At 72.1% G+C, this 20,076-nt stretch carries 21 protein-coding genes; 8 read left to right on the forward strand and 13 right to left on the reverse strand.

The genetic code is table 11. The annotated features are described in order from the left end of the window. Window positions 1-14 precede the first annotated feature (14 nt). Both ACGF8B_RS09145 and ACGF8B_RS09150 read left to right on the forward strand, forming a co-directional pair. A complete protein-coding gene (locus tag ACGF8B_RS09145) occupies window positions 15-593 on the forward strand; it encodes a dihydrofolate reductase family protein (RefSeq protein WP_392736200.1) in 579 nt (192 codons plus the stop codon). Between the two features lie 106 nt (window positions 594-699). Continuing rightward, on the forward strand, window positions 700-1,131 hold the full coding sequence (locus tag ACGF8B_RS09150; protein ID WP_392736201.1) for a nuclear transport factor 2 family protein: 432 nt from the start codon (window positions 700-702) through the stop codon (window positions 1,129-1,131). A 65-nt stretch (window positions 1,132-1,196) separates the two neighbouring features. On the opposite strand, the gene ACGF8B_RS09155 is transcribed toward ACGF8B_RS09150, so the two are convergent. The 9 genes from ACGF8B_RS09155 to ACGF8B_RS09195 form a co-directional block, all read right to left on the reverse strand. Continuing rightward, complete coding sequence (locus ACGF8B_RS09155; RefSeq protein ID WP_392736203.1) at window positions 1,197-2,336, reverse strand: zinc-binding dehydrogenase; 1,140 nt, start codon at window positions 2,334-2,336, stop codon at window positions 1,197-1,199. Then, entirely contained in the window at window positions 2,333-2,635 is a 303-nt protein-coding gene (locus ACGF8B_RS09160) for a putative quinol monooxygenase (protein ID WP_392736205.1), read from the reverse strand. The genes ACGF8B_RS09155 and ACGF8B_RS09160 overlap by 4 nt, the downstream gene beginning before the upstream one ends. A gap of 5 nt (window positions 2,636-2,640) precedes the next feature. Further along, complete coding sequence (locus tag ACGF8B_RS09165) at window positions 2,641-3,300, reverse strand: glycerol-3-phosphate responsive antiterminator (protein WP_392736207.1); 660 nt, start codon at window positions 3,298-3,300, stop codon at window positions 2,641-2,643. Window positions 3,301-3,351: 51 nt separating this feature from the next. After that, window positions 3,352-4,905: an FAD-binding oxidoreductase gene (locus ACGF8B_RS09170; RefSeq protein ID WP_392736208.1), complete on the reverse strand. Its 1,554-nt coding sequence runs from the start codon at window positions 4,903-4,905 to the stop codon at window positions 3,352-3,354. Further along, window positions 4,902-6,575, reverse strand: a complete 1,674-nt coding sequence (locus ACGF8B_RS09175) for an FAD-dependent oxidoreductase (protein ID WP_392736210.1) — start codon at window positions 6,573-6,575, stop codon at window positions 4,902-4,904. Before ACGF8B_RS09175 ends, ACGF8B_RS09170 begins: the two co-directional genes overlap by 4 nt. Before the next feature lie 73 nt (window positions 6,576-6,648). Next, complete coding sequence (locus tag ACGF8B_RS09180; protein ID WP_392736211.1) at window positions 6,649-8,220, reverse strand: FGGY family carbohydrate kinase; 1,572 nt, start codon at window positions 8,218-8,220, stop codon at window positions 6,649-6,651. Between the two features lie 93 nt (window positions 8,221-8,313). Further along, window positions 8,314-9,759: an MFS transporter gene (locus ACGF8B_RS09185; protein WP_392736213.1), complete on the reverse strand. Its 1,446-nt coding sequence runs from the start codon at window positions 9,757-9,759 to the stop codon at window positions 8,314-8,316. A 342-nt stretch (window positions 9,760-10,101) separates the two neighbouring features. Beyond that, a complete protein-coding gene (locus ACGF8B_RS09190; protein ID WP_392736215.1) occupies window positions 10,102-11,655 on the reverse strand; it encodes an N-acetylmuramoyl-L-alanine amidase in 1,554 nt (517 codons plus the stop codon). A gap of 221 nt (window positions 11,656-11,876) precedes the next feature. Beyond that, complete coding sequence (locus ACGF8B_RS09195) at window positions 11,877-12,593, reverse strand: nitroreductase family protein (RefSeq protein WP_392736217.1); 717 nt, start codon at window positions 12,591-12,593, stop codon at window positions 11,877-11,879. Between the two features lie 301 nt (window positions 12,594-12,894). On the opposite strand from ACGF8B_RS09195, the gene ACGF8B_RS09200 reads away from it, so the two are divergent. The 4 genes from ACGF8B_RS09200 (at window position 12,895) to ACGF8B_RS09215 (ending at window position 15,918) form a co-directional block, all read left to right on the forward strand. Further along, the gene (locus tag ACGF8B_RS09200) at window positions 12,895-13,128 is read left to right on the forward strand and encodes an acyl carrier protein (RefSeq protein ID WP_392736218.1); all 234 of its coding nucleotides are present in this window, start codon (window positions 12,895-12,897) and stop codon (window positions 13,126-13,128) included. Continuing rightward, the gene (locus ACGF8B_RS09205; RefSeq protein ID WP_392736220.1) at window positions 13,125-14,375 is read left to right on the forward strand and encodes a beta-ketoacyl-[acyl-carrier-protein] synthase family protein; all 1,251 of its coding nucleotides are present in this window, start codon (window positions 13,125-13,127) and stop codon (window positions 14,373-14,375) included. Before ACGF8B_RS09200 ends, ACGF8B_RS09205 begins: the two co-directional genes overlap by 4 nt. 30 nt (window positions 14,376-14,405) lie before the next feature. Continuing rightward, the gene (locus ACGF8B_RS09210) at window positions 14,406-15,323 is read left to right on the forward strand and encodes an alpha/beta fold hydrolase (RefSeq protein WP_392736222.1); all 918 of its coding nucleotides are present in this window, start codon (window positions 14,406-14,408) and stop codon (window positions 15,321-15,323) included. 94 nt (window positions 15,324-15,417) lie between these two features. Next, the gene (locus ACGF8B_RS09215) at window positions 15,418-15,918 is read left to right on the forward strand and encodes an SRPBCC family protein (RefSeq protein WP_392736224.1); all 501 of its coding nucleotides are present in this window, start codon (window positions 15,418-15,420) and stop codon (window positions 15,916-15,918) included. 3 nt (window positions 15,919-15,921) lie between these two features. Here the strand turns inward: ACGF8B_RS09215 and ACGF8B_RS09220 are convergent, their stop codons facing one another. Together ACGF8B_RS09220 and ACGF8B_RS09225 are read right to left on the reverse strand one after the other, a co-directional pair. Continuing rightward, window positions 15,922-16,290: a nuclear transport factor 2 family protein gene (locus ACGF8B_RS09220; protein ID WP_392736226.1), complete on the reverse strand. Its 369-nt coding sequence runs from the start codon at window positions 16,288-16,290 to the stop codon at window positions 15,922-15,924. Window positions 16,291-16,429: 139 nt separating this feature from the next. Continuing rightward, window positions 16,430-16,882 (reverse strand): DUF5709 domain-containing protein, encoded by a 453-nt coding sequence (locus tag ACGF8B_RS09225; RefSeq protein ID WP_392736228.1) that lies wholly within the window; start codon window positions 16,880-16,882, stop codon window positions 16,430-16,432. Window positions 16,883-17,118: 236 nt separating this feature from the next. Between ACGF8B_RS09225 and ACGF8B_RS09230 the strand changes: the two genes are divergently transcribed. Beyond that, window positions 17,119-17,349, forward strand: a complete 231-nt coding sequence (locus ACGF8B_RS09230) for a DUF6296 family protein (RefSeq protein ID WP_392736230.1) — start codon at window positions 17,119-17,121, stop codon at window positions 17,347-17,349. A 13-nt stretch (window positions 17,350-17,362) separates the two neighbouring features. Here the strand turns inward: ACGF8B_RS09230 and ACGF8B_RS09235 are convergent, their stop codons facing one another. Both ACGF8B_RS09235 and ACGF8B_RS09240 read right to left on the reverse strand, forming a co-directional pair. Continuing rightward, on the reverse strand, window positions 17,363-17,788 hold the full coding sequence (locus ACGF8B_RS09235) for a cold-shock protein (protein ID WP_392736231.1): 426 nt from the start codon (window positions 17,786-17,788) through the stop codon (window positions 17,363-17,365). A gap of 140 nt (window positions 17,789-17,928) precedes the next feature. Further along, the gene (locus ACGF8B_RS09240) at window positions 17,929-18,804 is read right to left on the reverse strand and encodes a DMT family transporter (protein ID WP_392736233.1); all 876 of its coding nucleotides are present in this window, start codon (window positions 18,802-18,804) and stop codon (window positions 17,929-17,931) included. Window positions 18,805-18,933: 129 nt separating this feature from the next. Here ACGF8B_RS09240 and ACGF8B_RS09245 point away from each other — a divergent pair, with 129 nt between their 5' ends. Next, window positions 18,934-20,076, forward strand: a complete 1,143-nt coding sequence (locus ACGF8B_RS09245) for a winged helix DNA-binding domain-containing protein (protein ID WP_392736235.1) — start codon at window positions 18,934-18,936, stop codon at window positions 20,074-20,076.

Below are 20,076 nucleotides of genomic sequence, written 5' to 3' on the forward strand. Positions count from 1 at the left end.
GGGAGAGGACCGCGATGAGGAAGATCGTCCTGATGAGTTCGGTGTCCCTTGACGGCTTCATGGAAGGGCCGGACCGAGAGATCGACTGGCACCTGGTCGACGACGAACTGCACCGTCACTTCAACGAGCTGCTCGGGACCATGGGCGGCTTCCTCGAAGGCCGGGTGACCTATCGGCTCATGGAGGATTTCTGGCCGACCGCCGACTCCGATCCCTCCGCCACCGAAACCGTGGCGGAGTTCGCCGGGATCTGGCGGGACATGCCCAAGATCGTGTTCTCCCGGACCCTGGAACACGCCGGCCCGAACGCCACGATCAAACGGGAGGTCGACGCGGAGGAGATCCGGGCCCTGAAGGCGCAGCCCGGCGGGGACCTGTGCCTGGGGGGCGCCGATCTCGCCGCGACCTTCATGCGGCTCGACCTGGTCGACGAGTACCGCGTCTACGTCCATCCGGTCCTCATCGGCCGGGGCAAACCCCTGTTCCCGGCCTTGGCGCACCGGACCGCGCTCCGTCCGACGGAGACCCGGGAGTTCGGCAGCGGGGTCGTGCTGCTCCGCTACGGCCGCCGCGAGGTTGCTCCAGCGGAATGAACTCGCCGGGGCGGGACGGTGTGCGACCGGTGCTGTGCCGCGTGGACCGGGGCTCTCTCCCCGTATAACGGCCGCACCATCGCGAGATCTCATGAAAGGACCGGCAATGACGCTCAGTGTCGAGGACCGGCTGGACATCTCCGAACTGCTCGCCCTACACGGGCACTTGGTCGACAACGACGAACTTGACCGGTTGGACGAGCTGTTCACCGACGACATCGTCTACGAAACCTCGAACCTCGGCCATGGAGAGCTGCGCGGGCTGGCCGCCTTCCGGGACATGGCACGGGCACGTGCGGGCACGCCGGGCGCCCCCGTCGGCCACCACGTCAGCAACATCGTCCTCACCGAGGCCGGGGACGGCCGGGTCCACGCACGGTCCAAGGGGATCGGTGTCGGCGCGGACGGCGAGTCCGGGAGCGTGACCTACGAGGACGTGGTCGTGCGGGGCGAGCGGGGCTGGCGCATCTGCCGGCGTCGTATCACCCTGCACTTCACACCCGCCGGCGCACCGGAGGCGGAGGGATCCGGCACGTGACGGACACGGACGGCGGCGCCCCTGCTCGTCCGAGGGGCGCCGCCGTCCGCGGCACGGTCCGGGCGTCAGCCGTTCAGCATGCCCGAGGTGTCGATGACCTGACGGATCGCCCGGCCGGAGGCCAGCTCCTCCAGCGCCGTGTTGATGTCGGACAGCGGCAGCGTGCCGGTGTGCATCAGTTCCACCGGCATCAGGCCCGCCCGCCACAGCTCCAGGAACCTCGGGATGTCGCGGCGCGGCACCGCGTCGCCCATGTACGAGCCCAGCAGGGACTTGCCCTCGCCCGCGAACGCCAGGGCCGGGACCTCCAGCACCCGGCCGGGGGCGGGCAGGCCCACCGAGACGACCCTGCCGCCCCGGGCCACGGCGCTCAGGCACTCGGCCATTACCTTGGGACTGCCCACCGCCTCCACCGCCAACTCGGCGCCGCCGGAGGTGAGTTCACGGATCTGTCGCACCGCGTCGTCAGGGGCGTAGGCATGTGAGGCACCCATCCGGAGCGCCAGCTCGCGCTTCTCCCGGACCGGATCGACCGCGACGACCGGATACGCGCCGGCCGCACGGGCGCCGAGCACCGCGGACAGGCCCACCCCGCCCAGGCCGTAGACCACCGCCGACTGCCCCGGACGCAGGGCCGCCGTGTTGATGACCGCGCCCGCGCCCGTCAGGACCGCGCAGCCGAACATCGAGGCGACGGCGAACGGGATGTCCTTGGGGATCGGTACCACCGACTCCTGGGCCAGCACCGCGTGTTCGGAGAACGCCGAGACGCCCAGCTGGTGATGGACCGGGGCGCCGGAGGCGTCGGTCAGCAGCGAGGGGCCGTGCAGCAGCGCACCGGAACCGTTCGCCGCCGCGGCCTGGGCGCACAGGGCCGGCCGGCCCGCCGCGCAGTCGCCGCAGAAGCCGCAGCTCGGTACGAAGACCAGCGCCACATGGTCACCGGGCGAGACCCGGCCGACGCCCGGACCGGTGTCCTGGACGACGCCCACCGCCTCGTGGCCCAGCGCCATCGGCAGCGGACGGACCCGGTCGCCGTTGACCACCGAGAGGTCCGAGTGGCAGAGCGAGGCGGCCGCGACGCGGACCAGTACCTCGCCCTCGCGCGGGGCGCCCAGCTCCAGTTCCTCCACCTCGACCGGACGCGAATCGGAATACGGGCGGGCCGTCGACGTTCCGCGCAGCACCACCGCACGGGTCTTCACGCGACCGCCTCCGGACGCGGGGCGCAGCGCAGCACGTCACGGCTCTCCAGCAGCGGGACGACCCTGCCGAGCACGATCTCCTGGAAGTGCGGGGTGGCACAGTGCGCGGTGAAGTCGGCCTCGGAGGCGTACTCCTCGTACAGCACGATCGCGCGCGGGTCCTCGGTGCCCTGGTGGACCCGGTAGGCGAGATTGCCGGGCTCCGCGCGGGAGGCGGCGGCCATCGTGTCGAGCAGCGGGAGAACGGTGCTCTCCTCGCCCTCCTTGGTGCGGTAGCGGGCTACGACCACGTATGTCATGGGGGTTACTCCTGGGGTGGGGCGGGCCTCTTCAGCGCGGCGGGCGGGACCGGCGGCAGCTGGTCGCGGCGCAGATGCCAGAGGCGGGGGTCGGACGTGGCGGCGGCGGCCGACCCGAGGGCCAGTGCGAGCGCGACGTCCGCGGCGGACTCCACGAAGCCCGCGGCCACCGACGGGGACATCGCGCGCTGTGCCTGCGCGCTCATCCGGGCGACGATCGGGGCGGGCATGATCTCGACCAGGTCCGGCGCCCCGCGCGAGATCGCGTCCGTGGAGCGGCGCAGATTGGACCGGTCGGTGACGAACACCTTCATCATCGTCAGCAGGCCGAGCGGGCGGCCCTTCTCTATGAGGGAGAGCCGGGTGCTGACCACGCCGTGCGCGCCCATGTTCTTGATGAACTCCAGCGCGCCCCGGTCCTGAGCCAGACCGGGGCTGCTGTCCACGTTCACGAACACGGTCTTCCCCGCCCGGCCCAGCGCCGGCACGACCTGGGGCAACTGCCCCACGGCGAACGAGGCGAGGATGCACACCTTGGCCGGTGCGGTCAGGAACTGCCGCAGCGGCTGGGTGCCGACGACCGACGCGACGACCGGCACCTCGGCGAACGCCGCGGTGAGCCGGGGGTCGAGCGGGGCACCGGACCGGGAGGAGGAAGGGGGCATGGCGAGGACCTGCCTGGGGGAAGGGGGTTCGTGGCTGCTGAGATCCTGCGGTCAGTTCAGCGGAGACGTACCGAATCGGCTGGGAAGGCCCAGTTTGCCAGGGTTGAGAATGCCGGCCGGGTCCAGGGCCTTCTTCACCGCGACGAACGTCGCGAAGCCCGCCCCGAGGGATTCCTCCAGGTAGGGGCCGCGCAGCAGACCGCAGCCGTGGTGGTGGCTGAGCGCGGCCGCGTGCTCGATCAGTACGGCGTTGGCGGCGTCCCACACCGAGCGGTACCAGTCGCGGCGCGACTCGGGTGCCACGTCGCCGCGCAGCGAGAAGTACACGCAGGCGCCGTCCGTGTACGCGTGGGACTGGTGCGCCGAGGCGGCCAGGGTGCCGGGCACCGACTGGATCGCGGCGACCACCTCGTCGTAGATCACCGGCAGGTCGGTCCAGGACGCGGCCATCTCCAGCGTGTCGGCGACGAAACCGGGGCCGGGCCTGAAGCCGTCGGCGGACTTGCCGACCAGCATCCGCTCGTCCAGCCAGCGCTCGAAGACCGCCTTGCTGTCCAGCTCGGGGCCGTACGCCTCGCAGACCTCCTTGGCCACCTTGATCGACGCGTCCACGATGGCCGGGTCGCCCTCGTCGGCGACGAGCAACAGGTTGGTCTCCGGGTGCCCGAAGTGGGTGCCCGACTCCAGGGCGTCGTACAGCCGCAGTACGGCCGGGGTGGCGCCGCGCTGCATGATCCGTCGGCAGGCGTCCAGGCCCTCCGCGAAGGTCTTGAAGCCGTACGCGACGGCGTCGGCGTACTCGGGCAGCGGGTGGACCCGCAGCCGGGCCGAGACGATGACGCCGAGGGTGCCCTCGGAACCGACGAACAGCTGGCGCAGGTCCGGGCCGACCGCGGCACGGGCGTAGTCGCCGTAGGTGGCACGGGTGCCGTCCGCGTGCACGACGTCCACGCCGACGACCATGTCCTCGATCTTGCCGTACCGGGTGGAGAGCTGACCGGCGCCGCGGCAGGCGATCCAGCCGCCGACCGTGGACACGGCGAACGCGGACGGCCAGTGGCCGGTGGTGACCCCGTACTCCTCCTGGAGCCGCTTCTCGAAGAGGTCCCCGAACATGCCGGCCTGGACGTCCACGATGTTCGACTCGGCGTCGAAGCCGGTGATCTCGTTCAGCCCGCAGACGTCCAGGACGACACCGCCGAAGACGGGCAGCGCGGCGCCCGTGACGTTGGAGCGGCCGGCCGACGGGGTGACCGGGATGCCCGCCTCGTGGCAGATCCGCAGCACGGCCGCGACCTGGTCGGCGTCGGCCGCCTCGACGATCACGGCGTCCGGCGTCGCGGGACGGCCCTCGGTCTCGCCGATCATCGAGCCGGCCCACCAGTCACGGGTCCGGGTGACGACCTCCTCGCGGGCGGTGTGCACGGCGTGCGCGGCCTCGCGCAGCGCCTCGATCACGGTCTCGGGGACCTCGACCGGGTCCACCTGGAGGGCGGCCTCGCCGTCCCCGATCGGCGTGTTCTGCGCCCACTTGGCGAAACTGGGGGCGCCGATCGTGTAGTTGCCCCGGTTGAACGGGTGGGTGATGGTCTGACGGCTGATCATGCTGCTGCCCCTTCGAGGAGTACGGACTTTTCGTGACGGACGGCTGCGAGGTACTCGGAGACCGAACGCTCCACCTCGGCCTCCGAGAGGTTCAGTTCCCGGCCGAGGATCGCGCCCACGGCCCCGGCGGCCTCGGCGGACGCGTCCCGGGCGAACAGCCGGGCGCGCATCCGGCGCGAGAGCACGTCGTCGACCGAGCGGGCCAGTTCGGCGCGGGCCGCGTAGACGACCTCGGCCCTGGTGTACGGGAGTCCCGCGACGATCGGCTCGGCCAGCGACGGGTCGTCCTGGATCAGGTCGCCGACGAAGCGGGCCTCGGTGCCGAAGCGCTCGCCGAGGTGGGCGGCGATGCCGCCGGAGGCCGCGACGGCCTCGGCGTCGTATCCGGCGCCGCCGAGCAGCGGCAGATCGGTGGTGCGGCTCTTCGCCCTGCGGCCGAGGACCGTCATCACCTTGTCGATGACGAGTTCGCCCATGTGCCGGCTGGTGGTGAGCTTGCCGCCGGTCACCGTCACCATGCCGGTGCGGCCCACGGTGATGTGGTGGTCGCGGCGCATGTCGAGGGTCGCGCCCTCCTTGCCGCCGACCAGCGGGCGCAGACCGCCGATGGAGCCGACCACGTCGTCCGGGGTGAGCTTCCCCTCGAAGGCGGTGTTGGCGCCCTCCAGCAGGAAGTCCATCTCCTCGCGGGTGCAGTGCACATCGTCGGGGGAGCCCTGGTAGTCCTCGTCGGTGGTGCCGAGCACGACGCTGTTGCCCCAGCGGGTGCAGGTGGCGCGGCGGGCCCGGCCGGGAATCGGCACGGTGACCGTGCAGTTGATCCGCACCTTGTCCCACGGCACCACGATGTGGACGCCCTTGGCGGGCCGGACCTGCGGCCGGTGGCCGTCGTCCGCCTTCGCGTCGAGCTCGTCGGTCCACACGCCGGTGGCGTTGACGACGGCCCGCGCACGGATGTCGAGGCTGTCGCCGTCCGCCGACACCCGGGCACCGGACACCTTCCCCATCTGCATCAGCAGACCCTCGGCCCTGGCCCCGTTGAGGATCGTCGCACCGAGCGCGGCGGCGGTCCGGACGATGGTGAGGACGAGACGGGCGTCATCGGTGCGGGCGTCGAAGTACATCAGCCCGCCCTTGAGGTTCTCCGCGCGCAGCGTCGGCGCCTGCGCGAGGACCTCGGGAACGGTGAGCCGCTGGTGCAGCTTCCCGATCCGCCAGCCGCCGACCAGGTCGTACGTCCACAGCAGTCCCTCGAAACCCTTGGCCAGGCGGGCGTCGAAGATGCCCTCCTTCTCCAGGATCGGGAAGAGGAACGGCAGCCGGTGCACCAGGTGCGGGGCGTTCTTGCGGAAGCGGTGCCGCTCCAGGAGCGAATGGCGGACCAGGTTGACGTTGCCCTGCTCGATGTAGCGCAGGCCGCCGTGCACCATCTTCGAGGACTTCGACGACGTCCCGGAGGCGAAGTCGTCCTTCTCGACCAGCGCCGCGCGCAGCCCGCGCGAGGCCGCGTCGAGCACGGCGTACGCCCCGGTGATGCCGCCGCCGATGACGAGCACGTCGTACGTGTCGTCGGCCAGCCGGCGCTTGAGGGCCGCCCGGTCGAGCAGCAGGGGCGTTCGGCGGGTCGCCGCGGCGCTGCGCCGCGGCTTCCGGGCGGGCATGGTGATCACAACATCAACTCCTGGTGTTTCGGTGCGGCGGCCGCGTGGTCGGTACCGGCCGCCGGGTGACGGTCGGGGGCCGTCAGTGGGGGGTGTGAGGTTCGGGGGCCTTCAGGGGGAGCAGGGCGGGGTCGCCGAGGTGGGCGATCAGCACGTCGCGCCAGGCGGACCGCTGGGCGGTGCGTTCGGCGGAGGCGATCGCGGGTTCGAAGATCCGGCCGAGCGGCTGGGCCTCGACGACCTCTTCGAGCGAGGACCACAGGCCCTGCGCGACACCGGCGAGATACGCGGTGCCCCGCAGGCTGGCGGTCGCGGAGTCGGAGACCCGCTCCAGCGGCAGGCCGGTCAGGTCGGCCTGGGTCTGCATGAGCGGGTCGCTGCCGGAGACCCCGCCGCCGACCCGGAGCCGGGTGAACGGGGTGCCCATGGTGTCGGCGACGCCGTCGATCAGGTCGCACACCGAGTGCGCGATCCCGTCGAGCACGGCACGGGCGAGGTCGGCGCGGGTGGTGGCGAGGGTGAGCCCGGTGAGGGCGGCGGTGGCCTCCGGGTGCCAGACCGGCGTACGGACCCCGGCGAGAGCCGGGACGAAACGCGGGGTGCGGCCCGGCCGGGTGGGGACCCGGCCCGCCTCCTCACCGAGCTCCTTCGGCGACGCGAACAGGCCCAGGTCGTCGCAGAGCCAGTTCAGCGCCGAACCCGCCGTGGAGGTGTACGCCTCCAGGCTGTAGTGGCTGGTGTCGCCCTGCCGCCGGCCGGGCTGGGCGAGCACCCCGGAGATGTCCGGCCGGGGCAGGGCGGGCGTGGTGCCGGTCGCCGCGTCGACGAAGGCGCCGGTCCCGTAGACGCACATGCCCTGCCCGGCGGCGAGGCCGCCGAGCGCGACGAGTGCGGCGTGCTGGTCGCCCATGGAGGCGGCCAGCGGGACGGCGATGCCGAGGGCGGCCGGGTCGGTGGTGCCGAATCCGGCGTCGTCGGAGCGGAGCTCCGGAAGCAGATCGAGGGGGAAGCCGAGGTGGCCGATCCACTCCTCGTCCCAGGCGTGCCGCTGGAGCAGATAACCACCGGTGGAGGCGGCGTTCGTCGGCGTCGTGGCGTGCACGGCGCCGCCGGTGAGGCGCCAGATCAACCAGGTGTCGACGGTACCGAAGAGCAGCCGTCCCTCCCGGTGCGCGGCGGCCACCTCCGGGTGCGCGGCGATCTGCCGGGCGGCCCAGAGGAAGGGTGCGCGGGCGCCGACCGGCCGGCCCTGCCGGGCCAGCAGGGCGGCGTCCCACTCCGCCTCGTACGAGGTGAGGTCGGCCGCGTACCGCCGGTCCTGCCACACCACCGCGGGCAGCAGCGGCCGCCCGGTCACCCGGTCCCACAGCATCGCGGTCGCCCGCTGGGTGGACAGTGCCACCGCGGTGATCCCGATGCCCTCCTCGCGGGCCCGGCCGACGGCCCGGCGCGCCACCTCGACGGTGGCGGCCCAGATCTCCATCGGGTCCTGCTCGACCGAGAGGTCGTCCGGATGGCTGACCTTGATCGAGCGGTAGAACACCTCGTGGGCGGCGCCGGAGTCGAGGACGACTCCGGCCCGGGTGCCCGTGGTGCCCTCGTCGATGGACAGCACACCGCGCCGTGCGGCGGCGCCGGGGAACGTCTGCGTCATTGCAGCCCTTTCATTGCGAGCATCGCGAGCGAGCCGTGCGGGAAACAGGGAGGGGAGGGGACCATCGTGTGGTGCGAGGGGTCCGGCGGCCGGTCAGCGCGCGGTCATGGACCCGGCGGATTCTGGTGAGCCGGCCGGCGTGGAGCGGTCCTGCCCGGCGGCCTCGTCGGGGGAGGCCGCCTTCGTCGGGTCCCACTTGATCGCCAGACAGGTGATCAGGCCGAGCAGCGGCACGACGGAGAGCACCAGGAAGGTGTCGGCGAGCCCGAGGGAGTCCTTGATCTGCGGGAAGACGTACAGCCCGACGACACTGCCGAAGCTGCCGACCATCCCGGTGACACCGGTGCCCAGCGCCCGGACGTCGCTGCTGTACGAGAGCGCCGCGATGGACTTGCCGTTGGCGCCGGGGCCCGCGGAGTGGCAGAGGATGAACAGCACCGGCAGCAGGAACGCCACGGCCGTGGGCACCTTCTCGAAGGTCAGCCCCATCGCGAGCAGCGCCACGAACACCCCGGCGAAACCGGCGGCGGAGCTGAGCCGCAGCCCGAGCCGGCGGCCGAAGTACGCGGAGAGCAGACCGCCCGCGATACCGAAGGCGTTGAAGACCATCGAGCCGATCGTGGCCTTCTCGAAGCTCTCGCCGAAGATCGTCAGGCTGATCAGCGGGAGGTACCAGCCGACCGCGAAGTACTGCATCGACTGCCCGAGCGAGATGACCGAGGAGAGGACCGTCCGGGGCAGGTACTCGCCCTTGAAGAGCACCCCGGCCTGGCGGAAGCCGATGGCGGGCGCCTCGGTGGCGGCGCGGGTCGCCTCGTCCGGCTTCCCGGCGACGGCCTTGATGCCGTAGATCCTGTCCAGGTTGCCCACGGCCTCGTCCAGCCGGCCCTTGCTCGCCAGCCAGGTGGGACTCTCCCGCAGCATCAGCCACTGCCCGATGAGCAGCGCGACGGCGACGACCGCGGCCGAGCCGACCGACCAGCGCCAGATGTCCGCGCCGACGTCCAGGTTGAAGAAGAGCAGGGCGAGCGCGAGGTTGCTGGTGGTGGCGACGTACCAGACCGCCTGCCACAGGTTCAGCCGGCCGCCCAGCTTCGCGGGCGTGTACTCGGCCAGCAGCGCCATGGCGACGGCGAAGTCGATGCCGTAGGCGACACCCACCAGGACCCGGCCGAGCCAGACCACGGTGAAGTCACCGGCGAAGGCGGCCAGCAGGGCGCCCGCGATCGCGAACACCTTGGCGATGAGCAGCGGGGGAACGCGGCCGATCCGGGTGGCGAGCCAGCCGCCGACCGGGTTGAAGATGATCGCCAGGGCCGGAGCGGTGGCCGTGAGGATCGAGACCTGCGTGCTGGTGAGCTCCATCTGGGACGTCATCGGCCCCAGACCGGCGCTCAGCGCGGCGTTCGAGTAGGCATCGAGGAACAGCCCGCCGAACACGAGAAACCAGATGACCTGCGCCCGGCCGGTGATCTTTCCCAGCCCATCGATGAGCGCAACGACGTCGGCGACGCCTTTGACGCTCGGACGTTGTGCCATGAATCCGCCTTCGAGGAAGACCCATCGGCGGCACGGGGAGCACAAAAAAACAGGCATGACGAAACCACCGACAGGTGGTCTATGTCTGTGCCTGTCAAAACACTGCGGAAAGCGCCGCAGCACGTGAACTGCAAGGAATGCGAACTACGCAGTGAGGTTAAGAACGCGCCAGGAGAAACGTCAAGGGTTTCCGGCAGGTTACTCGAACGTGACATGGCTCCGGCGGGGCGGGGCCGTCGTGGTGGCCGGGGTGTGCGCGGGGCGGGGCGGTGGTGGCCGGGGCGTGCGCGGGGCGGGGCGGACCGTACCGGCACCGCCCCGCCCCACCTGCGCGGACGGTTCTCAGCGGCCCGTCTGCAGCGCCGTCCAGGTGCCCGGACCCACCATGCCGTCGGCCGTCAGTCCCCGGCCCGTCTGATAGGTGCGCACCGCCGTCACGGTCGCCGGACCGAAGCTGCCGTCGACGCCCACCGTCGAGCCGAGCGCGGCGGTCAGCGCGCGCTGGAGCCGCTTGACCCCGTCGCCCGAGGCGCCCTGCTGGAGGCTCGGTGTCGCGCCGGCCGACAGCAGCGCGGTCCAGGTCCTGGCACCCACCACACCGTCGGCGTCCAGCCCGCGGGCCGCCTGGTACGCGGTCACCGCGGTCTGCGTGGCCGGCCCGAAGCTGCCGTCCACGGCCCCCGCGGAGTAGCCCTGGTCGTTCAGCAGCTGCTGGACCGCCTCGACCTGGGCGCCCGTCGAGCCGCTCTGCTGGGTCGCGTACGAGGTGAAGCTCAGCCGGTCGGTGCCCTGGCCGCCACCGGCGGCTCCGCCCACCAGCTCCATGTAGCGGTTCCAGTCCCAGTAGGTCCCGGGGTCGGTGTGGTCGTTGCCCGGTGCCTCGCTGTGCCCGATGATGTGCGCCCGGTCCTTGGGGATCCCGTAGCGGTCGCACAGCGACTTGGTCAGGGCCGCGGACGCGCGGTACATCGTGTCCGTGAACCAGGACGGGTCGTCGATGAACCCCTCGTGCTCGATCCCGAGCGACGAGGAGTTGGCGCTCCTGGCGTGGTAGGCGGTGTCGCTGTTGCGCACCGTCTGGGTGATCTCGCCGTCGGAGGAGCGCACCACGTAGTGGGCGCTCACCTCCGCCGCCGGGTTCTGGAACCAGCTGATCGAGCCCGCGTACGAGCCCTGCGTGACGTGCACGACCACCTTGTCGATCTTCGCCGAGCGGCCCGCCGCGAAGTTGTTCGGGTCGGCGGGCACCCACAGCGCGGACGGGTAGTCGGGGCTCTGGGTGCGTACGCCGGAGGCGGCGAGCGCACCCTTGTGCGGGGACACCGGACGGCTCGTCACCGAGATCCGCTCGCCGCCGGGGACGACCGCGTCGAGTCCGGAGGCCAGGAAGGTGTAGACGGCGTCGGCGTAGAGGGCGGCGGCAGGGCCCCGCGCGCCGCCGTACCGGGCGACGGCCGGGTACCAGGCGTCGATGTCGTCGCGGTCCCGGGCGTCGAGGCCGAGCTTGTCCGCGTAGCCGCGCAGCACCGCGGCGCCGCCCATGATGTTGGCCCCGGTGTCGGTGCGCAGCTCGGCCGGCGGCTTGCCGGTGAGGGCGGCGGCCCGCTCCAGCGTCCGGTTCGAGGGGTTGCTCACCAGGTGCATCACACCGAAGCCGTTGGCCTGGCTGGGGCGCCCGGCGTGACCGTCGAGCCGGGTCTCGCCGTAACCGACGGCGGCGAGCAGATCGCGCGGCACGTCGAACCGCGCGGCGGCGAGGGCGAACGCCCGGTCCATCGGGTGGCCGTCGTCCGCAGCGGCGAAGGCCGGCGTGCCGGTCACGGTCAGGACGGTGGCGGTGAGGGCCGCCAGGACGGATGCGCGGCCCTTTGTGTGGGCGGCGACGCGGCTGGGCATACCTGCTCCTGCTCGGTGGGGGGAAGGAGGACGGCCCCCGGCCGAGTGGGGTGGGCCGAGGGCCGTGAAGCCCGCTCAGCGTAACCATCTGTTCAGGGCATGACAATCATTTGCCCGGCGTGTCCAACTGCCGTTCACTCCAACGGAGTTGGTGCGGCACCCGGCGGCCTGCCCGGCGAACGGATGGACCGTCGCAGGGCAGGACCGGCGGTGGGTCCGTCCTACCAGCGGTCGCGGTGGATGACGTCGGCCACCGGGCGGCGCCGCACCGGACCGAAGTTGCCCTGCGGCCATCCGACCGGAACGGCGGCGTAGGTGTGCATGTCCTCGGGGATGCCGAGGGCCTCCTTCCACTCCTGCTCCAGCATCAGGTGCCAGATGGTGATGTTCGCCGCGAGCCCCAGGGCCCGCGCGGCGAGCAGGATGTTCTGCACGCCCGGATAGACGCACGAGCCCTCGGCGAGCGCCTGGAAGCGCGTCTGCGTGTTCATCATCTGCTCGGTCGCGGCCGGGCCGAGCGCCCGGGCGGAGGCCAGCAGCCCCTCCTCGTCCAGGCGCGGCTCAGGGAACCGGTAGCAGGGCACGATCAGCGCCGGAGTATCGGCGAAGTGGTCGCGCTGGTACTCGATCGCGGCGACCATCCGGCCGTACGCCGCGTCGTCCATGCCCTTCGGGGCGTACTTCCCGGTCGTCGCCAGGTAGGCGTCCACGCACCGCTTCCACAGGGGCGCCAGACGGGCCATCACCTCACGGTCGGTCACCACGACATACTCGTAACACTGCATGTTGCCGCCGCTGGGGCCCCAGACGGCGGCCTGTATGAGCTGCTCCAGCGTCTCGTCCGGCACCGGTTCCGGCTTCAGGCGGCGCATCGCGCGCATGGTGGACATCGTCGGGAAGAGCGCGGGCCCGTCGGCATGGGTCGTGTCGATCGTCATGATCGCGGAGTGTACGGGCCGCGCACCGGCCGCGGGAGGCCCGCCGGCGGGGGCCGAGGGTGGCGTCCCGCCGGGTTCGCTCCCGCCATCGTGACGGCCGCCGCGGACCCCCGCGGCCGGTCGCCGTGAACCACCGAAATCGCACACCTGGACAGCAGCCCACCGCACGGGGGAACGCGGATCGGCTTCACCTTCGCGAAGGCGTATAAATGGTTCCTCCGGAGACCAGTCGGCGTCCCCCGATGGCACTCACACCTCACGCGGCAGGGCGTCACCGCGTACGAGAACGCAGGAGCGCCGCATGAGCACGGCAGAAGAGATCAGCACCTTGCTGGTGGCGAACTTCGGCACCGATCCCCTCGAAATCCGTCCCGAGGTGTCGCTCCGTCACCTCTGCCTCGACTCACTGGCGTTGGAGGAACTGCGGCTGATCATCGAGGACCGGATGGGCGTCGACCTGGACGACATCGAGCTGACCTCGCGGGACACCGTCGGCAGGCTCGTCGACGTGGTGCACCGCAAGGCAGCCGCGTGACGGGCCGCGCGTACCGCCCCGAGCCGTTCGCCGCCGCCGTCACCGGCATCGGCATGGTCACCGCCGCGGGCGTCGGGGCCGAAGCGACCTGGCGCACGGTCTGTGAGGCGTCGACCGCCCCGTCGGTGCCGCACCGGCCCGAACTCCACGACCTGCCCTGCGACTTCATGTACACCATCGCCGGCCTCGACCCCCGGGCACTGCTCGGGGTGGCGACCGCGCGGCTGATGGACCGCTTCTCGCAACTGGCCGTCATCGCGGCCCGCGAGGCCGTCGCCGACGCCGGACTCGACCCCTCGGTCTGGGACGGCGGACGGGTCGCCGTGGTCATCGGCTCGGCCCACGGCGGACTGCCCTTCTACGACGAGCAGCACACCACCCTCACCGAACGCGGCGCACGCCGGGTCTCCCCGAAGCTGGCCCCGCTCACCGTCGTCAACGGCGCGGCCAGCAGCGTCGCCACCGACCTCGGTGCCCTCGGCCCGAGCCAGGCAGTCTCCACGGCCTGCTCCTCCGGCACCGTCGCCATCGGCACCGCCCATCAGATGCTCCGCACCGGAGCCTGCGACATCGTCATCGCGGGCGGCGCCGAATCGGTCTGCTCCCGGCTGCTGATCGCCAGCGCCTGCCAGCTCAAGGCCGTCTCCACCCGGCGCGACGACCCCGAGGCGGCCTGCCGCCCCTTCGACATCCACCGGGACGGCTTCGTCGTCGGCGAGGGTGCCGGGCTCCTGGTGCTGGAGCGCCCGGAACACGCCCTGGCCCGCGGCGCCACCGTCCGCGCGCACATCGCCGGCTACGGCGCCTCCAGCGACGCCCACTCCGCGGTCGCCCCGGACCCCGAGGGCCTGGGCATCGAGCGGGCGCTGCGCTTCGCGCTCGCGGACGCCCGGATCGCGGCCCGGGACATCGGCCATGTCAACGCCCACGGCACCTCGACCGTCTCCAACGACCTCATCGAGGGAACGATGCTGCGCCGGGTCCTCGGCGAACACCCCCTGGTCACCTCGACGAAGGCGATGACCGGACACACACTGGGGGCCGCCGGCGGCATCGAGACCGCACTGACCGTACTGGCGCTGGAGCACCGGCTCGTACCGCCCACCGCGAACCTCGACTCCCCGGACCCCGCGATCCCCGTCGAAGTGGTGAGCAAGGAGGCCCGGCCCGGAACGTTCGACGCGGCCGTCAAGACCTCGCTCGGTTTCGGCGGACACAACGCCGCACTCGTTCTCACCAGGGCCTGACCCGGAAACCCAAGAGGCAGGCGAACCACCATGGCCGACGAGATCATCCGGACCCTGACGGTGGACGGGCTGCGCTACGGCTACCGGGTCCTGAGACAGCCCTCGCCGCGCACCGAACCGGTCATCATCCTCGGCGGCGCGCTCCAGGGAATGTACGGCTGGCCGCAGATGGACGACCATCTCGGACCGCTCACCTCCGTGGTCACCGCCGACCTGCCCGGCATGGGCGACGCGGACCTGCTCCCGCCCGGTGCGGGTGACGACGTCCTGCACGCCGCCGTCACCGGGATCATCGACGATCTGGACGTGCCGAGGGCCAACCTCTTCGGGTTCTCCTACGGCACCTCGATCGCCTTCGGCTGCGCACAGCGGCATCCCGGCCGGATCGCCCGGCTGATGCTCGGTGGAGTGCCCGCCCACATCACCGACGATCAGCGGGCCCGGTGGGGCCGCGCCGTCGACCGGCTGGAGACCGGTGACCTGGAGGGGCTGGCCGGACTGGCCGCCGGGGTGCTGATGTGCCAGGACCCCGAACGCAAGGTGCACCGCGGCGAGTTGGCGCGACGCTATGTGAGGCGTTCGTTCCTGTACGCCCTCACCCACTCCCCGCACGCCGCACTGTCGCTGCACCGGGCGCTGGGGCACCGCCCGGACTTCTCCGGTGGGCTGACCGGTGTACCGGCCCTGGTCTTCGCGGGTGAGCACGACACCGTGACCTCGCCGGAGCGGCAGCGCACCTTCGCCGCGACGATCGAGGACAGCAGGTTCGTCACGATCGGGGAGTCCGACCACTGGGTGGTCCTGGAGCGTCCGGACGACGTCGCCGACCTCGCGGCCCGCTTCTTCACCGACCGTCCGCTGGAGCCGGCCCCCGGTCTCGCCGCGCTCCCGGCGCAGGCACGCGGCTCGCGCACCCCGGCCGGCCGGGACCTCGCCGACACCCCGTAGTCCGTCCGGGCCCACGGGGCGCCGCTCCGTTCGACGGGCCGGTGCCGGGCTGCCTACGGTGGAGGCCGGGAGGGGGACTCCGGAAGGAACGGTCATGGGCAAGCCCGAGTTCGTCTACGTCATCTACATCCAGACCACCGCCGAGAAGCTCTACCAGGCGCTGACCGACCCCGGATCGATCAAGATCTACATGGGCGGTTACGGCCCCGAGTCGAGCTGGGAGACCGGGGCGCCGGTCCGCTGGAAGATGGACCCGGACGGCGAGTTCGAAGAGGTCGGTCAGCGGGTCCTGGAAGCGGCCCCCGGCAAGCGGCTCGCGTACACCTGGCACACCCTCCAGCCCATGCACCGCCAGATGTTCGACTTCGCCTCGGACGAGGAGTGGGACCGGGCGGTGCGGGAGCGGTCGAAGGTCGCCTTCGACATCGAGCCGGCCGAGGAACCCGAGATGGGCATCAAACTGACCCTCACCCACGACGGGTTCGACAGCCCCGACAGCAGGATGCTGGAGGGCGTGAGCGGCGGCTGGATCATGATCCTCTCGACGCTCAAGACCCTCCTGGAGGGCGGCAGGTTCCTCGACGAGCCGGCCTGACGCTCAGGCGCCGGGCACCCGGTCGAGGAAGCCGCTGACCGAGGTGATGCGCCCGTCACCGGCGAGGGCGATCACGTCGGAACCGGCGACCGGCGCCGAGCCGTCGGCGGTGGAGACCAGCTCCCAGCCGAAGCGCACGATGTCGTGGTGCCCGTCCGGCGTGCCGGCGAGCCGGAACTCGAAGCCGGGGAACTGCTGATGGGCGCCGTCGATCGTGGCCGCGAGCTCCTCGTGGCCGCGTACATCGGCCAGCGGGTCGGTGTAGGTGGCGTCCTCGGTGAAGGCGGCCGCCACGGCCTTCGCCAACTCCTCGTCGGTGGCCGCGTTCCAAGCGGCGAAGTAGCGCTGGACGGCCTCGTCGTATGCGGTCATCGTGCTGCCTCTCCTCGTGTCCCGGCCCCCCGGCCGGGCTCTTGTCGTGCTGGTGAGGAACACGATGTCCGAAGGCGCGCGGGGCGTCGATTACCTGCGGGGTAATGGTCCGCGCGGCCGGGGCGGGAGAGGTGCCGCCTCAGATCCGGCCGTCCGACACCACGTGCATGGCGGCTTCCTCCGCCGACGCGGCGGCCCCGTCGATCCCCACGTCCTCGCCCGCCATGGTGTCCGGCTCGTCGATGTCCAGCTGCCGGGTGAGCCGGCCGGCGCGCACCGTGCCGACCTCCGCGTCCCACAGCTCGCCGTCGCCGTCGGGAAGGTCCCCCAGGCCGTCGCCGACGGTGTCGGAGGACTCGGGCAGTTCGCGGGCCAGACGGCCGTCCAGCGACTCGCCCTCGTGCTGTTCGGTGGCGGTGGTGCCCCGGTCCTCCACGGCCCACGGCCGCTCGGGCGGGGAGTAGCCCTCGTCGAGCGCGTCGGTCAGCTGCCGGTCGTCAAGGGTGTCCTCGACGTCGAGCTGCTCGGAGAGGTCCGAGGCCTCCGGCTGCTGGGGCTGGTAGACATCGTCTCCCCTGTCGGCATCCATCATGGCGTTGTCCCTTCCCGAATCAGGGGATCCCGGGCGTGCATGCCGTGCACACGACTCGGGAGAAAAGGGGATTATTTCTGCGGTATGCACCCGAGTGCTGTCGAACCGCCCGTATGGCTTCAGGATAACGGTCTCCGGCCGGGGAGGGCCGCTGCTCGGGCGCCGAGGGCCGGTCCGAGGGACCATGGAGGATACGGGCGCAACATGCCCTGCCCCATCCGCAACGGAGAACGGTCATGGATTACCCGGAGAGCTACCAGTTGGTATTTCAGGCGTCCGCGGTGGAGGACGACACGGTGACCGTCCGGCGCACGGCACAGTCGGGGGCGGGCGGCTTCCCGGTCTACGAGGACGAGACCGGGATCGTGCGCGCGGAGATCAGCGACCAGGGCGAGGTGCGCATGCTGGCCAGCGGCGGCCACCAGGTGCTCGGCACCCCGCTGGTGGTGCGGGAGCCGAGCGGCTGAATCCCCGCGCCGGTCAGCCCTCGGTCCAGCCGTGGTTCTTGGCGAACTGCAGCAACCCGCGCCGGATCTGCAGGATCTGAGCACCCGTCAGCGAGGGTGCGGACTCCAGCAGCACATCGGTCACGTCCCTGGTGTACTCGGCGGCGCTGAGCACATCGCACAGGGCGTCGTCGTCGGGCGCCCCGGAGGCGGTGACGGCCACGGGCCGCGGGGGAGTCAGCGGCTTCCCGTCGGGCCCCTCGGCGAGCCGGACGGAGGACGCCTTCAGACCGCGGTCCCCGTCCTCGATCTCGAACTCGACCGCCGTACCCGTGTGTACGTAGGACTCGGGGATCAGCATGTCGTTCACATGGAGGAAGACGTCCTCACCTCCGTGATCGGGTGCGATGAAGCCGTAGCCCCGAGCTCCGTCGAACCGCACAACGCGACCAGAAACCACACCGACCCCCAGAAAAGAACCGGGCCCCTTGCCCGTACGCCACACATGACCCGACCGGAGAATAGCCCCGAGCGGCCGGGCGGCGCGACCCGGTCGGGAGCAATCGCCGCCGCCCCCGGGCCGGGACGCCCACGGCCCGCTCATCTGACCCGGGGCCTGGGCGGCGCCGCGTTCCCGGCCGCCAGCGGGGAGCGGGCCAGCTCGACACAGCCCGCCGTGATCAGGACGAGCGCGACCAGCTCAGGCAGCACCCACCACCCGGTGCGCAGCTCCTCGCCGAACAGCGTCACCCCGTACACCACGCTGATCAGCGCGTCCCCGAGGGTCAGCATCGGCTGCACGGCGACCAGCGTGCCCGCCTGGAGGGCGTTCTGGAGGAGGAAAAGGGCTCCCACCCCGGCCGCCGCCGTGGCGTACAGCTGCCAGGAGGTCAGGAGCGCCACCGCCCCGCCGCCCCCTTCGAGCCGGGCCATCGCGTCCTTCATGAGCGCCGCCGTCAGGGCGTACCCGCACGCGGCGGCGAGGCCGAGCAGCGCGCCCCGGGTGTTGCCCCGGCTGCCCAGGGCCGCGCCGATCAGCGCGGCCTCGAAGAGCCCGGTCAGGATCAGCGCCGGGACCCAGGCCGCCCCGTTCACCTGCGTACTGCCGCCGCCGGGGGCCGCCGAGGCCATGCCCAGGGCCAGCCCGAGCGTCACGGCCGCCACCCCGTACCAGACCCTCCGGGGCAGCCGGACGCGCATGACGAACGCGGCCATCAGCAGCGTGGCGGGCAGCTCGATCACGAAGATCGGCTGGACCACGGCGATCGGCCCGGTGGCCAGCGCCACCGCCTGGCAGACGGCCGCGACGATCACCAGGCCGATCCCGGCGAGCCACAGCCGCTGGCGGACCAGGTGCGCGATCAGCGACAGACGCATCGCCTCACTGTCGGGGACGGTGCGGGCGGCACGGCGCTGGAGCACGGAGGCGCTGCCGTTGCTGAGCGCGGTGAGGACGGCGAACAGGACACTGATCACCGGACCATGATGCGGGCGGGCGCCCGCCGATCCCGGGTCCTGCGGCACGGCGGCATGGCGGGATCGCGGACCGGAGGACGATCCCCGAAGAGGACCGGAGCTGTCCGCAAGCCCGAGTAGCGTGCACCCATGGTCGTCAGGAAGAACGCCGCCACTCCCGCCGTGCTGTCCCCGCGCGCGCTGAACCGCGCCACGCTGGAGCGCCAGCTGCTGCTGCGCCGCACCGCGATGTCCGCGAAGGAAGCCGTGGAACACCTGGTCGGCCTCCAGGCACAGAACACCAAACCGCCCTACTACCAGCTCTGCGCCCGCCTCGAAGGCTTCGACCCGGCCGAACTCGCCGGGCTGATGGAGTCCCGCGAGGCGGTCCGCATCGTCACCCTGCGCTCCACCATCCATCTGCACACCGCCGCCGACGCGCTCACCCTGCGCCCCCTGGTCCAGCCGGCCCGCGACCGGGAACTCAACACCTTCCGCAAGGGACTCCTCGGAGTGGACCGGGACCGGCTCAGGGCTCTCGGCAGGCAGCTCGTCGAGGAGCGGCCACGTACGCCCAAGGAGATCCGCGAGGCGCTGCTCACCGAGTGGCCCGACGCGGACCCGCAGTCCCTGGGCGTGGCCGCCCGCTGTCTGCTGCCGCTGGTCCAGGTGACCCCTCGCGGGGTGTGGGGGCGCAGCGGCGCGGTCGCGCTGACCACCGCCGAGCACTGGCTCGGCGCCCCGTCGCAGCCGGCCGCCGCGCCCGATGCCGCGGTGTTGCGCTACCTCGGCGCCTTCGGGCCGGCCTCGGTGCGGGACATGCAGGCCTGGGCCGGGCTGACCCGGCTGCGGGAAGTCTTCGAGCGGCTGCGGCCGCGGCTCGTCACCTTCCGGGACGAGAACGGGGTCGAGCTCTTCGACCTGCCGGACGCCCCGCGCCCGGACGAGGACACCCCGGCCCCGCCGCGCTTCCTGCCCGAGTTCGACAATGTGCTCCTCGGTCACGCGGACCGCACCCGGGTGATCCCGCCGCGCTACCGGGGGCGCAACGGGAACGGCAACCAGTCGTACGGGACGGTGCTCGTCGACGGGTTCCTCGCGGCGGTCTGGCGGCTGGGCGACGGGCCCGGCCGGGCCGTCCTCACCGTGCAGCCGCTCGGCAGTCCGGGCCGGGCCGAGCGGGACGCGGTCACGGAGGAGGCGGCCCGGACGCTCTCCGTCATGGCGCCCCCGGCGGGCGGCGCCGACGGGTACGACATCCGGTTCGGGACGTTCGTCGACTTCGGGGAGTGA

Origin of the sequence: Streptomyces sp. NPDC047917 (assembly GCF_043204345.1) — a bacterium.
Classification (GTDB): domain Bacteria; phylum Actinomycetota; class Actinomycetes; order Streptomycetales; family Streptomycetaceae; genus Streptomyces; species Streptomyces sanglieri.